This window comes from Pseudomonas sp. H1_F01 (genome assembly GCF_054681425.1).
Genome location: NZ_CP162823.1, coordinates 1,106,011 through 1,118,520 on the forward strand (window position 1 = coordinate 1,106,011; position 12,510 = coordinate 1,118,520).

Annotated in this window: 12 protein-coding genes and 1 pseudogene; 6 read left to right on the forward strand and 7 right to left on the reverse strand. The window is 61.4% G+C overall.

Annotated features, from left to right (window positions below; translation table 11 throughout):
* Nucleotides 1-209 precede the first annotated feature (209 nt).
* Both AB4O09_RS05070 and AB4O09_RS05075 read left to right on the forward strand, forming a co-directional pair.
* Complete coding sequence (locus AB4O09_RS05070) at nt 210-986, forward strand: IclR family transcriptional regulator (protein WP_003205815.1); 777 nt, start codon at nt 210-212, stop codon at nt 984-986.
* Nucleotides 987-1,048: 62 nt separating this feature from the next.
* Complete coding sequence (locus tag AB4O09_RS05075; protein ID WP_003205814.1) at nt 1,049-1,927, forward strand: DMT family transporter; 879 nt, start codon at nt 1,049-1,051, stop codon at nt 1,925-1,927.
* A gap of 77 nt (nt 1,928-2,004) precedes the next feature.
* On the opposite strand, the gene AB4O09_RS05080 is transcribed toward AB4O09_RS05075, so the two are convergent.
* Nucleotides 2,005-3,342: an MFS transporter gene (locus AB4O09_RS05080; protein ID WP_003205813.1), complete on the reverse strand. Its 1,338-nt coding sequence runs from the start codon at nt 3,340-3,342 to the stop codon at nt 2,005-2,007.
* Nucleotides 3,343-3,608: 266 nt separating this feature from the next.
* Between AB4O09_RS05080 and quiC the strand changes: the two genes are divergently transcribed.
* A complete protein-coding gene (gene quiC, locus AB4O09_RS05085; protein ID WP_003205811.1) occupies nt 3,609-5,510 on the forward strand; it encodes a 3-dehydroshikimate dehydratase QuiC in 1,902 nt (633 codons plus the stop codon).
* A 103-nt stretch (nt 5,511-5,613) separates the two neighbouring features.
* A complete protein-coding gene (locus tag AB4O09_RS05090; protein WP_041931260.1) occupies nt 5,614-6,291 on the forward strand; it encodes a TetR/AcrR family transcriptional regulator in 678 nt (225 codons plus the stop codon).
* Nucleotides 6,292-6,410: 119 nt separating this feature from the next.
* On the opposite strand, the gene AB4O09_RS05095 is transcribed toward AB4O09_RS05090, so the two are convergent.
* The 4 genes from AB4O09_RS05095 to AB4O09_RS05110 form a co-directional block, all read right to left on the reverse strand.
* On the reverse strand, nt 6,411-7,262 hold the full coding sequence (locus AB4O09_RS05095) for a shikimate dehydrogenase (protein WP_013694252.1): 852 nt from the start codon (nt 7,260-7,262) through the stop codon (nt 6,411-6,413).
* Between the two features lie 5 nt (nt 7,263-7,267).
* Complete coding sequence (aroQ, locus tag AB4O09_RS05100) at nt 7,268-7,708, reverse strand: type II 3-dehydroquinate dehydratase (RefSeq protein ID WP_003205806.1); 441 nt, start codon at nt 7,706-7,708, stop codon at nt 7,268-7,270.
* Between the two features lie 308 nt (nt 7,709-8,016).
* Nucleotides 8,017-9,096 (reverse strand): tRNA (uridine(54)-C5)-methyltransferase TrmA, encoded by a 1,080-nt coding sequence (trmA, locus tag AB4O09_RS05105; RefSeq protein ID WP_003205805.1) that lies wholly within the window; start codon nt 9,094-9,096, stop codon nt 8,017-8,019.
* On the reverse strand, nt 9,093-10,388 hold the full coding sequence (locus tag AB4O09_RS05110) for an NCS2 family permease (protein ID WP_003205804.1): 1,296 nt from the start codon (nt 10,386-10,388) through the stop codon (nt 9,093-9,095). Before AB4O09_RS05110 ends, trmA begins: the two co-directional genes overlap by 4 nt.
* 204 nt (nt 10,389-10,592) lie before the next feature.
* On the opposite strand from AB4O09_RS05110, the gene AB4O09_RS05115 reads away from it, so the two are divergent.
* Nucleotides 10,593-11,048 (forward strand): DUF4879 domain-containing protein, encoded by a 456-nt coding sequence (locus tag AB4O09_RS05115; protein ID WP_003205802.1) that lies wholly within the window; start codon nt 10,593-10,595, stop codon nt 11,046-11,048.
* Between the two features lie 139 nt (nt 11,049-11,187).
* A complete protein-coding gene (locus tag AB4O09_RS05120) occupies nt 11,188-11,754 on the forward strand; it encodes a DJ-1 family glyoxalase III (RefSeq protein ID WP_003205801.1) in 567 nt (188 codons plus the stop codon).
* Nucleotides 11,755-11,760: 6 nt separating this feature from the next.
* On the opposite strand, the gene AB4O09_RS05125 is transcribed toward AB4O09_RS05120, so the two are convergent.
* Both AB4O09_RS05125 and AB4O09_RS05130 read right to left on the reverse strand, forming a co-directional pair.
* Nucleotides 11,761-12,048: a HigA family addiction module antitoxin gene (locus AB4O09_RS05125; RefSeq protein WP_003205799.1), complete on the reverse strand. Its 288-nt coding sequence runs from the start codon at nt 12,046-12,048 to the stop codon at nt 11,761-11,763.
* 15 nt (nt 12,049-12,063) lie between these two features.
* A pseudogene (locus tag AB4O09_RS05130) lies at nt 12,064-12,341 on the reverse strand (type II toxin-antitoxin system RelE/ParE family toxin).
* Nucleotides 12,342-12,510: the final 169 nt, after the last annotated feature.

Sequence of the window (12,510 nt, forward strand, 5' to 3'; positions counted from 1 at the left end):
GGGCGTTCCTCTGATTGGCCGGGGTGTCACTGTATTGTCGTTGCGGTGAGTCTAGCTTTTGGGGCGTCAGGATGCGCGTGATGCCTGAGCTTTCAGGCAACCGTCGCGGGGTTTGGTTCATCAGCGCATGAATGAATGGCGCATCGGTTCCAGAATTTGCATTACACTTTGCATATTCTAGAATCGACGAACTTACCTTTGGATCGCTCATGGCCGGCAGTCAAATCGAACGGGTTTTCAATGTGCTGGAAAGCCTCGCCAGCGACCCTCGCGGCTGGCCGCTGCTAGGCTTGGCCGAACAGTTGCAGATTCCCAAGAGTGCCACCCACCGTTTGCTCGCCGAACTGATGCGCCTGGGCTATGTGCGCCAGAGTCCCGAGAACCTGCGTTATCACTTGTCGACTCGCCTGGTCGCCATGGGCTTTCGTTATCTGTCGCGAAGTGGAGCCGACATCGTCCAGCCAGTGCTCGATCGCCTTGCACAGCAAACGGGTGAACTGGTGCGCCTGGGTGTCATCGAAGGGGAGTGCCAGACCTGGATCGCCAAGTCTCAGGGGGCCCGTTCCGGCTTGCGCTACGACCCGGACATGGGGCGTGAGACGCCGTTGTCCTATACCGCGTCGGGCCATGCCTGGCTGGCTTGCATGAGTGACGCCGAGGCGTTGGCACTGGTGGCGCGCCAGGCTGTGCAAGTGCCGGCGGACGCCGGGCCAAACGCACCACGCAGCCCGGCTGAACTGCTCCAGTACCTGCACCAGGCCCGCGAGCAAGGCTATGCCTGTGTCGAGGAAAGCTCGGCGATCGGCACGTCGGCCATTGCCGCTGTGGTCCGTCATCCATTGGATGGCCGAGTCATCGGCGTATTGAGTGTTGCCGGCCCCAGCGCACGGATGACGCGGGCGCGGTTGCATGAGCTGGCACCGACCTTGCTGGCGTTTGCCGAGGAGCTATCGCAAGCCAGTCAGGCCTCGGAGTTGTTCAGCTGAATGCGGTCTCATCCGTCACAGGCAAGCCTTGCTCCCTACATCACGCAACGCAGGATTCCTACATGACCGTCAGCACTCCGCTTTCCGGCGTCAATCAGGCTTTCAAGGGCATCCTGCTTATTCTGGTGGCGACGTTTCTGTTCTCCAGTCATGACGCCTTGTCGAAATATCTCTCGGGTTTCTACCCGATCATCATGGTGGTCTGGGCACGTTACGTGGTGCACACGTTGTTGATGGCGGGTATTTTCCTGCCGCGCTCGGGGTTGCGGGTCCTGCGGACCAAGCGTCCTTTGTGGCAACTGGCCCGGGCGCTGTGCCTGCTGGGCACCAGCCTGTTCTTCACCACGGCGCTGTTGTATATCCCGTTGGCCGAGGCGACGGCGGTCAACTTCCTCGCGCCCGTGCTGGTCACCGCGTTGTCGGTGCCATTGCTGGGCGAACACGTGACACGCGGCCAATGGATCGCGGTGATCTTCGGCTTTATCGGGGTGCTGATCATCGTCCATCCGGGTGGGGATCTGTTCACCCCGGCGGTGATATTGCCGTTCTGTTCGGCGCTGTTCTTCTGTTTCTACCAACTGCTCACGCGCAAGCTCAGCGAGATCGACAGCCCGACCACCAGCAACTTCTTCGCTGGCCTGTGCAATACGTTGGTGATGAGTGCGCTGGTGCCGTTCTTCTGGCAAGTGCCGAGCCTGTTGCACGGTGCGATGATGCTGGCGCTGGGCGCCTGCGGGATGACGGCGCACCTGATGCTGACCCAGGCCTTCCGCTTTGCCGCCCCGGCGCTGCTCGCGCCATTCGGGTACTGCCAGATCGTGTTTGCCGGGCTGCTGGGCTGGTTGTTGTTCAACCACACGCCGACGCTGACCACCGTGGTGGGCATCACCTTGATCTGCTTGAGTGGGTTGGCGGCGGCGTGGCAGCAGCGGCGGGCTTAACACCGATTGTGAAGGGGGCAATTGTGGGAGCAAGCCTTGCTCCCACAGTGGGATAAATAATCCCGGGCTGACGGGAATTAGTTTTCCAGCGTAGGCACCTTGCGCGGTGCCATGAAGTACAACCAGGTCAGGGCAATGAAGTACATCGCCGGGATCAGGGTGAACAGCACGGTGTAGTTGTTATTGGTGATCGTGAGGATGTGGCCCACCAGTTGAGTCATGAACATCCCGCCGATGGCCGCGCACATGCCGCCGAAGCCGAACACCGTGCTCATCATGTGCTTGGGCGTGTAGTCCATCACCAGGCTCCAGATGTTGGCGGTCCAGGCCTGGTGCGCGCCGATGGCCAGGGAAATGGCGAATACCGCCATCCACAGGCTGCTGGAGCCCGCGGCCATGATCACGCCGATGATGCAGCAGGCGAACAGCAGCATGGACACCAGTCGCGCCTTGATCGGATTGAGACCACGGCCAATCAGGAACGAAGACAGGATGCCGCCGCCCACGCTGCCGAAGTCGGCGGTGAGGTAGATGATGATCAGCGGGATGCCCATCTGGGTCACGTTGATGCCCAGGTTGTATTGCTGGTTCAGAAACGGCGGCAGCCAATAGAGGTAGAACCAGAACACCGGGGCGGTAATCGAGTAGGCCAGGGCGAACGCCCAGGTGCCGCGCATGCGCAGGATGCGTGAGAACGGCACGCGGACCTGGTCCGGTTCCTCCTGGGCCTGGATGTAGTCCAGTTCCGACTGTTTGACGCTGGGATGGTCTTCGGGGTTGAAGTATTTCAGGCCCCAGAACAGCAGCCAGATCCCGCCCAATGCCGACATGCACAGGAACGCCGCCTGCCAGCCCCACACGTGCAGGACCAGTGGCAGCAGCATCGGGGTGAACATCGCGCCGACGTTGGTCCCGGCGTTGAAAATGCCAGTCGCCACGGCCCGTTCACCGGCCGGGAACCACAGCCGCGTAGTCTTCACGCAGGCCGGGTAGTTGGCGGCTTCGGTCAGGCCGAGGATGAAGCGGCAGACCATGAAGCCCACCGCCGAGGTGGCCAGGCCGTGGGCGCCGGTCGCCAGGCTCCAGAGCAGCACCGCGCAGAAGAACACGCGCTTGACGCCGATCCGGTCGATCAGCCGTCCTTGCAACACGAAGCCGACGGCATAACCGACCTGGAACCAGAAGTTGATGTTGGCGTAGTCCATCGCCGTCCAGCTCATTTCCTTGGCCAGGATAGGCTGCATGACGCCCAGGGCGGCACGGTCGATGTAATTCAGGGTCGTGGCAAAAAACACCAGGGCGAGCATGCCCCAACGGGTCTTGCCCACGGCCATGGCGCCGCGGATCTTGTCGCCGATGCCGCTGGAGGAGACTCCCAGGCTGGGGGCCAGGCGGGAACTTTGGGAAGGGATCATAGCGTGTACCCGTTTTTGAAATTCTTATGGTTGGTCTGGGTCTGTCCATCGAGGTCGGCAGGGCCGGCGTCAATGTGGGAGCGATGGTGCGCAGTGAGCAAAAAATCGTCAATTCGGCAATGGCCATTTTGTTCGATAATCGCCCAAAAAACTAACTGGATGGTACATATTAAATTGCTGAAAGAAACCGGCAGCTCAATAATCGGCTGACTCTTTAAAAAGCGGCGCACCTTTTGTAGCCGATGCCTGTCCCGGGAGCCGAAGTCATGCAGCGTTCCATTGCCACCGTGTCCTTGAGCGGTACCTTGCCGGAAAAACTCGAAGCCATTGCCGCCGCCGGGTTTGACGGGGTGGAAATTTTCGAGAACGACCTTCTCTACTACGATGGCAGCCCTCGGGAAATCAGGCAGATGTGCGCCGACCTGGGCATCGCCATCACCTTATTCCAACCGTTTCGCGACTTCGAAGGCTGCCGTCGCGATCGCCTGTCGCGCAACCTGGAGCGGGCCGAGCGCAAGTTCGACCTGATGCAGGAACTGGGCACCGACCTGGTGCTGGTGTGCAGCAACGCCTCGGCCGACAGTGTCGGCGATGAACGGATTCTCATCGATGACCTGCGCCTGCTGGCCGAACGCGCCGGTGCGCGCGGCTTGCGGATCGGTTATGAAGCGCTGGCCTGGGGCCGGCACGTGAATACTTATCAACAGGTCTGGAACATTGTGCGCCAGGCCGATCACCCCAGCCTCGGCGTGTTGCTCGACAGCTTCCATACCTTGTCCCTCAAGGGCGATCCGAGTGCGATCGCCGAGATTCCCGGCGACAAGATCTTCTTCGTGCAAATGGCCGACGCGCCGATCCTGGCCATGGATGTCCTGGAATGGAGCCGGCATTTCCGTTGTTTCCCGGGGCAGGGCGAGTTCGACTTGCCGGGTTTCCTGGCGCCGATCATCAAGAGTGGCTACACCGGACCGCTGTCGCTGGAAATCTTCAACGACGGTTTCCGCGCCGCGCCGCCACGGGCCAATGCCGCCGACGGCCTGCGCTCGCTGCTGTACCTGGAAGAAAAAACCCGTCAGCGGCTGGCTGAAGAAGTGCCCTCCATGGGCAATGCCGACATCCTGTTCGCCACGCCGCCGGCCAGCGAATACAACGGCATCGAATTCCTCGAGTTCGCCGTGGACGATAACCTCGGCGCCAAGCTGTCCCATTGGCTGGAACGGCTGGGGTTCGTCAAGGCCGGCCAGCATCGTTCCAAGAATGTCAGCCTGCTGCGCCAGGGTGATATCAACCTGATCCTCAATAGCGAGCCGTACTCGTTCGCCCACAGTTTTTTCGAAGCCCACGGACCTTCGTTGTGCGCCACCGCCGTGCGCGTGAAAAACAGTGCCAGCGCCCTGGAGCGGGCTGTTGCCTACAAAGGCCAGCCTTATCGGGGGTTGGTGGGCCCCAATGAGCTGGAGCTGGCCGCGGTGCGGGCACCGGACGGTAGCCTGATTTACCTGGTGGACCAGCAGGCCGATGTCTATGGCACCGATTTCAACCTGCAGCCGGGTGCGGTCATTGGGGCCGGGCTCAAGCGCATCGACCACATGGCGATGGCGCTGCCGGCCGACAGCCTCGACAGTTGGGTGCTGTTCTACAAGAGCCTGCTGGATTTCGAGGCTGACGACGAAGTGGTCTTGCCCGACCCTTATGGCCTGGTAAAAAGCCGTGCGTTGCGTAGCCGCTGCAGTTCGATCCGCTTGCCGCTGAACATTTCCGAGAACCGCAACACTGCGATCTCACACGCGCTGTCGAGTTATCGTGGCTCCGGCGTGCATCACATCGCCTTCGACTGCGACGACATCTTCGCCCAGGTCAGTCGTGCCAAAGAGGCGGGTGTGCCGTTGCTGGACATCCCGCTCAATTACTACGACGACCTGGCGGCGCGTTTCGATTTCGACGACGAGTTCCTTAGCGAACTGGCCTACTTCAACGTGTTGTACGACCGTGACGCCCAGGGTGGCGAGCTGTTCCACGTCTACACCGAGCCGTTCGAAGGGCGGTTTTTCTTCGAAATCATCCAGCGCAAGAATGGTTACGCCGGTTACGGCGCAGCCAATGTCGCGGTGCGGCTGGCGGCCATGGCCAAGTCCCGCAGCGGTGGTTTGCGGCACGCCAAGTTGTAGGAAAATCGTAAACGTGGCGGTAATGGGCCGTGTCCTGGCTTCCTTCAGTGCACGGTGCGGCCCATAATCGCCAGCCTGTGCAGTGATGGCCGTGAGCCCCGCAATGACTATGAATCCAGAGCTTTCCGCAGCGCTCGACGAACCCGTCGCCGCGCCGCGCAAGAGTCGCAAGAACAACCCGGAGAAGACCCGGGAAAACATTCTTCAGGAAGCCATCGTCGAGTTCGTCCAGCAAGGCCTGGCCGGTGCCCGGGTCGACGCCATCGCCGAGCGCATCCACACCTCCAAGCGCATGATCTACTACTACTTCGGCAGCAAGGAGCAGTTGTACGTCGAGGTGCTGGAGAAACTCTACGGTGACATCCGCACCACCGAGAGCCGCCTGCACCTGGCGGAGCTGGCCCCGGTCGATGCGATCCGGCGCCTGGTGGAGTTCACCTTCGACCACCATGATCGCAATGTGGATTTCGTGCGCATCGTCTGCATCGAGAACATCCACAACGCCGAGTACGTGAAGCAGTCAGGTGCGATCAAGGCGATGACCAATACCATCCTCGATTCCCTGGGCGTGATCCTGCGGCGCGGTGCTGAAGAGGGCGTGTTCCGTGCCGGCCTCGAGCCGCTGGATGTGCATCTGCTGATCAGTTCGTTCTGTTTTTACCGGGTGTCCAATCGCCAGACGTTCGGTGAGATCTTTCAGATCGACCTGTCGGATGAAGCTATCAAGCAGCGGCATCGTGAGATGGTCTGTGAGTCGGTGTTGCGCTATCTGCAAGTCTGACCTCGACCCCTTGTGGGAGCGAGCTTGCTCGCGATAGCGGTCGATCAGCCAGCATCGATTGCGACTGACACACCGCCATCGCGAGCAAGCTCGCTCCCACAAGGGCCTATCACCAGGCTTTAGTGATTCATGCTTTGGAAATGCGCGAGCATCCGCTGCGCATCTGGTGCCACGCCGCTGAACAGTTCGAACGCCTTCACCGCCTGGAACACGGCCATGTTGCCGCCATCCAGTGTGCGGCAGCCGACCGCGCGGGCGTTGCGCAGCAGTTCGGTTTCCAGTGGGAAATAGACGATTTCCGCGACCCACAAAGTGCCGCGCAACAGCTCGACCGGCACCGGCATGCCCGGTAGTTTTGCCATGCCCATGGGCGTGGTGTTCACCAGGCCATCGGCCTCGGCCATGGCGGTGGGCAAGTCATGCCCGGCGCGGGCGCGGCCAGCGCCGAAGTGTTGATTCAAGTTGTTGGCCAGCGCCTCGGCACGGCTGACCTCGACGTCAAAAATGCTCAGGGTTTCTACGCCTTCCATCAACAGCGCGTGGGCCACCGCCGCGCCAGCGCCACCGGCGCCCATCTGGACCACGCGCTTGCGCGCCACATCCCCCAGGCCGCGACGAAAACCTTCGGCGAACCCGAGGCAGTCGGTGTTGTGGCCGATGCGCTTGCCGTCCTTGAGCACCACGGTATTGACCGCGCCGATACCACGGGCCTCGGGTGACAACTCATCGAGTAGCGGGATGATCGCCTGCTTGCAGGGGAAGGTGATGTTCAGGCCGGTGAAGTCCATGCGCTCGGCGGCCACCAGTAGATCGGCCAGGGCGCCGCTGTCGAGTTTCAGCGCATCGAGGTCGATCAGCCGATAGAGGTAACGCATGCCTTGGGCATCGCCCTCATGTTCATGCAGCGCAGGCGTGCGAGAGGCTTGGATGCCCGCGCCGATCAGGCCGGCCAGCACAGTGATATTCGACATGCTCATCAACCCTTCAACCGCTGACTGAAATGTTCAAGGGCCAGGCGATAACCATGGCTGCCAAACCCGCACATCACGCCAATGGCGACGGATGAGACGAAGGAGTGATGACGGAAGGTTTCACGGGCGTGGACGTTGGACAGGTGGACTTCGATGACCGGTACTTCGCTGGCCACCAGGGCATCGCGGATCGCCACGGAGGTGTGGGTCCAGGCCGCCGGGTTGATGACGATACCGGCGCATCGGCCACGGGCGCCGTGAATCCAGTCCAGCAGCTCACCTTCCTGGTTGGTCTGGCGAAACTCCACCGCCAGGCCGAACTCTTCAGCGGCGCGGCCGCACAGTGCCGAGATGTCAGCCAGGGTTTCATGGCCATAGGTCGCCGGCTCGCGGGTGCCGAGCAGGTTCAGGTTCGGGCCGTTGAGCACCAGAACGATCGGAGGCATCGCAATTTCTCCACATTTTTATTGTTGGTGTCGGCCAGGTTTCAGCCGCTGGAGATAAATTGTACTAGATGGTTAATTTGGTCAAATAAAGCAGCCGACATCGGCCAATAAGTGTTCGATGATCGAACATGGCCTTTGCCAAGAGAGGAGGGAGGGCTCTTGTGGCGAGGGCATTTATTTGTGGGACCAAGGCTTGCCCGCGATACAGGCGATGCGGTCTTTCAGAAATTGAGTCGCCTGTATCGCGGGCAAGCCTTGCTCCCACAGAGCTTTGCCTAGTCCAGCCCGGTGGGAGATCGCCCCAGCGTTTAGCGCCGAGTCAACAACACTCCGGACTCCATGTGATGGGTCCAGGGAAATTGATCGAACAACGCACAGCGCGTGATGCGGTGGGTGTCGTTCAGTTGCGCGATATTCGCGGCGAGGGTGTCAGGGTTGCAGGAGATGTACAGGATGTTGTCGAAGCGTCGGGTCAACTCGCAGGTGTCCGGGTCCATGCCGGCGCGAGGCGGGTCGACGAAGACGCTGCCGAACTCGTAGCTTTTCAGGTCGATGCCATGCAGACGACGGAACGGCCGGACTTCGTTCAGGGCTTCGGTCAGTTCTTCGGCCGACAGGCGCACCAACGTGACGTTATCCACCGCGTTTTCGCTGAGGTTGCTCAGCGCGGCGTTCACCGAGGTCTTGCTGATCTCGGTGGCCAGCACTTTGCGCACGCGGGTGGCCAGGGGCAGGGTGAAGTTGCCGTTGCCGCAGTACAACTCCAGCAGATCGTCGCTGCGATCGCCCAGCGCGTCATAAGCCCAGTTGAGCATCTTCTGGTTCACCGTGCCGTTGGGCTGGGTGAAGGCGCCTTCGGGCTGGCGATAGCTGAAGGTACGACCGCCCACTTCGAGTTTCTCCACCACGTAGTCATGGCCGATCACTTCGCGCTTGCCCTTGGAGCGGCCAATGATGCTCACGCCCAGGTCCGCCGCCAGCTTCGAGGCGGCAGCGTGCCAGTGCTCGTCCAGCGGGCGGTGATAACACAGGGTGATCATCGCATCGCCCGCCAGGGTGGTCAGGAACTCCACCTGGAACAGCTTGTGGCTCAGGGGCGCGCTGGCTTGCCAGGCGGCCTTGAGTTGCGGCATCAACTGGTTGATGCGCAGGCTGGCGATGGGAAATTCCTCGATGAGGATCGGTGTGCGCTTGTCGTCCTGGGAGAACATTGCGTAGTGCCGTTCGCCGGCCTCGCGCCACAGACGGAATTCGGCGCGCAGGCGGAAGTTCTTCAGGGGCGAATCGAACACCGCAGGTTCTGGTGCATCGAACGGCGCCAGCAGGTCACGCAAGCGGGTGACCTTGTCCTGGAGCTGAGCGGTGTAGGCCTGGGAATCAAAAGTCATGCGTTGTACCAACCCAACTTGATCACGAACAGGATCGACAGGATGACCAGCGCCGAGTTCAGCTCACGACCACGGCCAGATACCAGTTTGATGGCGGTCCAGGCGATGAAACCGAAAGCGATGCCGTTGGCGATGGAATAGGTGAACGGCATTGCCAGGGCGGTCACCACCACTGGTGCGGCGACGGTGATGTCGTCCCAGTCGATTTCCGCCAGGCCCGAGGTCATCAGTACGGCGACGAACAACAGGGCTGGGGCGGTGGCGAAAGGCGGGACGCTGGCGGCCAGTGGCGAGAAGAACAGCGCCAGCAGGAACAGGATCGCCACGACGACGGCGGTCAGGCCGGTGCGGCCGCCGGCACTGACGCCCGCCGCCGATTCGATGTAGCTGGTGGTGGTGGAGGTGCCCAGCAGCGAACCGGCCATGGCGGCGGTGCTGTCGGCGATCAGCGCACGGCCCATCTTCGGCATGTGGCCGTCCTTGCCCATCAGCCCGGCGCGCTTGGCGACGCCGATCAGGGTGCCGGAGTTGTCGAACAGGTCGACGAACAGGAAGGCGAAGATCACGCTCACCAGGCCGATGTCCAGGGCGCCCTTGATGTCCAGTTGCAGGAAGGTCGGGGCCAGGGACGGCGGCATGGACATCACGCCGCCGAACGGCGTGAAGCCCATCAGGATCGAGACGATGGTGACCGCCAGGATGCCGATCAGTACCGCGCCGCGTACTTTCAAGGCTTCAAGGGCGACGATCAGGACAAAACCGAGGGTCGCGAGGATCGGCGCCGGTTGTTTCAAGTCGCCTAGGCCGACCATGGTCGCCGGGTTTTTCACCACGATGCCGGCGTTATTCAGGGCGATCAGCGCCAGGAACAGGCCGATACCGGCGGCAATGGCCGAGCGCAGCGGCAGCGGGATGCTGTTGATGATCCATTCGCGGATGCGAAAGATCGACAACATGAAGAACAGCACGGCGGAAATGAACACTGCGCCCAGCGCCACTTGCCAGGTGTGGCCCATGTGCAGGACCACGGTGTAGGTAAAGAAGGCATTCAGGCCCATGCCCGGTGCGAGGGCGATCGGGTAGTTGGCGATCAGGCCCATGACCGTGGAGCCAATGGCCGCTGCCAGGCAGGTGGCGACGAATACCGCGCCCTTGTCCATGCCTGTTTCGCCGAGGATGCTTGGGTTGACGAACAGAATGTAGGCCATGGCCAGGAACGTTGTGACGCCCGCCAGGATCTCGGTCCGCACGTTGGTGTTATGTGCCTTGAGTTGAAACAGCCTTTCCAGCATGTCTGCTCCCCGTGGCGCGCCCGGCGCCGTGAATGTATCGACCTCAACAGCAAAGCACAGGTCGCCAGCGGCGCCCGGGAATTTTCTGTGGGTCGGAAAAAGCCGCGCATCATACCAGCAGCGTAGCGTTGTGGCTGCGATCGTCGTCGATGTTTTGCCAACGCGCCAAGTGGGCCATACTGCGCGCGGTTCCGGGAGGTCTCTATGTATTGCATGAATAAAAAGCTGCTGGCGGCGGTGGGTTGCATGCTGGGTTGGTGGTTGTCCGGCCAGGCCGCCAATGCCGCGTCGGCACCGCCCTTGAGCGAGGTCAAGGTGCTCAAGGTCGAGTCGCCGGCCTGTGGTTTCGAGGACATCGTCCCGGGGCAGGCGCAGACGCGTTGCGATCACAGCGGCCCGAATATCAAGGTCTACGTGCTGGAGGTCGGTTATGGCCGCCAGCCCCATGTCACCCTGGACGGCTTTGAAGTCGACGGCACCCGCTCGCCCGTGTGTGCGTACAGTAATGGCAACCTTAACGACTGTTCCGTGCGAACCAAAGTCGTCGGCTATGTGTACATCTTCGACCTGAAGGGCAAGCAAGAGGGCACCTTCAGCTTCAGCAACATCTCGATCAACGCACCGGGCAACCGGATGTCGACCCAGCTGTATATCAAGTAGCCCGCCAACCTGTGTAGGAGCTGTCGAGCGAAGCGAGGCTGCGATCTTTCCCTCTGACGCTTGAATTTCAAGCGCCTATCAAAAGATCGCAGCCTTCGGCAGCTCCTACACTACAAGCATCACCCAGCGGAGAGCGCCCATGATTCCTGGAACCAAGATCCCCCGAGCCCTGATAGCCGTCGCCGAGGGTGTCGACGACTTGCAGACGGTCACCCTGATCGATGTGTTGCGTCGAGCGCAGATCGAAACCGTGGTGGCGAGCATCGAAGGGCGGCGGATGCTCACTTGCGCCCGCGGCACGCGCCTGACGGCCGATGGCATGCTGGTGGACGTGCTCGTGCAGGATTTCGACCTGATCGTCCTGCCGGGCGGCATCATCGGCGCCCAACACCTGGCGGCCCATCAGCCGCTGCAACAACTGATCAAGGGCCAGGCCGCCACCGGACGGTTTTTCGCCGCCATCGCCGAAGCCCCGGCCCTGGCGCTACAGGCATTCGGCGTCCTGCGCCAGCGACGCATGACCTGCCTGCCCGCCGTGAGCCAGCAACTGTCCGGTTGCAGCTTCGTCGATCAACCCGTGGTGGTGGATGGCAACTGCATCACGGCCCAGGGTTCAGCCGCCGCCCTGGCGTTTGCCTTGACGCTGGTGGAACAACTCAGTGGCAAGGGCGTGAGGAGTGTGGTGGCGGCGGAGTTGTTGGCCTGACAGGCATCAAGCGTGTTGTGGGAAGGGTTCAATCACAGGCTGCACGCGCTGCTCGGCTTGCCACAAATCGTAATCGGTCTGGACGCCCAGCCAGACCCTGGCCTTGCCGATCCCGGCACGCTCCAGACGCACGGCCAGATCAGGGCTGATGGGCGCATGACCATGCAGGACCCGGGAAAAATGAGGCCGGGCGAAACCCAGGTGTCGCGCCAGTTCGGTGACCGTGATGCCCAGTTCGGGCAGCACGTCCAACCGCAAGGTTTCGCCAGGGTGTGGCGGATTGTGCATGGGCATGTTCCAGCCTCCTGATCAGTGGTAGTCCAGATAATCGACCAGTTCGATATCGGACCCGATGAAACGAAAAATAACCCGCCAGTTTCCCGAAACCCCAAGCGACCAGTATCCATCCAGCTCACCCTTGAGCGGATGCAATCGCCATCCGGGGATATCTAAGTCGTTGGCGACCTGAGCCCTGTCCAGGAACTGGAGCATGCGGGCCAGGCGTTTCCCGTGGTCCGCCCGGATACCACGGGTCGACCCCGTCTCATAAAAGAGCCTGAGGCTTTGTGCTGAAAAGATTTAATCATGGAATGGAGTGTAAGGCGATACATTACACTCGGGGCGGTACATATATACCGCACAGCCCCGTTAAAACCGTGCCTCTTGCGTTACCACGGCATCGCAAATTGCCTTGAACGCTCCACCCCACCCTGAAGTCGTACCCCTTATGACGGCGGTTTCCCAAAACGCCGCGAG

What these genes read in the sequence shown, in the direction of transcription:
- AB4O09_RS05115 (WP_003205802.1), top strand. Translation starts at nt 10,593, where the DNA reads ATGTATTGCATGAATAAAAAGCTGCTGGCGGCGGTGGGTTGCATGCTG.
- AB4O09_RS05110 (WP_003205804.1), bottom strand. Translation starts at nt 10,388, where the DNA reads ATGCTGGAAAGGCTGTTTCAACTCAAGGCACATAACACCAACGTGCGG.
- AB4O09_RS05080 (WP_003205813.1), bottom strand. Translation starts at nt 3,342, where the DNA reads ATGATCCCTTCCCAAAGTTCCCGCCTGGCCCCCAGCCTGGGAGTCTCC.
- aroQ (WP_003205806.1), bottom strand. Translation starts at nt 7,708, where the DNA reads ATGCCTCCGATCGTTCTGGTGCTCAACGGCCCGAACCTGAACCTGCTC.
- AB4O09_RS05095 (WP_013694252.1), bottom strand. Translation starts at nt 7,262, where the DNA reads ATGTCGAATATCACTGTGCTGGCCGGCCTGATCGGCGCGGGCATCCAA.
- AB4O09_RS05075 (WP_003205814.1), top strand. Translation starts at nt 1,049, where the DNA reads ATGACCGTCAGCACTCCGCTTTCCGGCGTCAATCAGGCTTTCAAGGGC.
- AB4O09_RS05070 (WP_003205815.1), top strand. Translation starts at nt 210, where the DNA reads ATGGCCGGCAGTCAAATCGAACGGGTTTTCAATGTGCTGGAAAGCCTC.
- AB4O09_RS05090 (WP_041931260.1), top strand. Translation starts at nt 5,614, where the DNA reads ATGACTATGAATCCAGAGCTTTCCGCAGCGCTCGACGAACCCGTCGCC.
- quiC (WP_003205811.1), top strand. Translation starts at nt 3,609, where the DNA reads ATGCAGCGTTCCATTGCCACCGTGTCCTTGAGCGGTACCTTGCCGGAA.
- trmA (WP_003205805.1), bottom strand. Translation starts at nt 9,096, where the DNA reads ATGACTTTTGATTCCCAGGCCTACACCGCTCAGCTCCAGGACAAGGTC.
- AB4O09_RS05125 (WP_003205799.1), bottom strand. Translation starts at nt 12,048, where the DNA reads ATGCCCATGCACAATCCGCCACACCCTGGCGAAACCTTGCGGTTGGAC.
- AB4O09_RS05120 (WP_003205801.1), top strand. Translation starts at nt 11,188, where the DNA reads ATGATTCCTGGAACCAAGATCCCCCGAGCCCTGATAGCCGTCGCCGAG.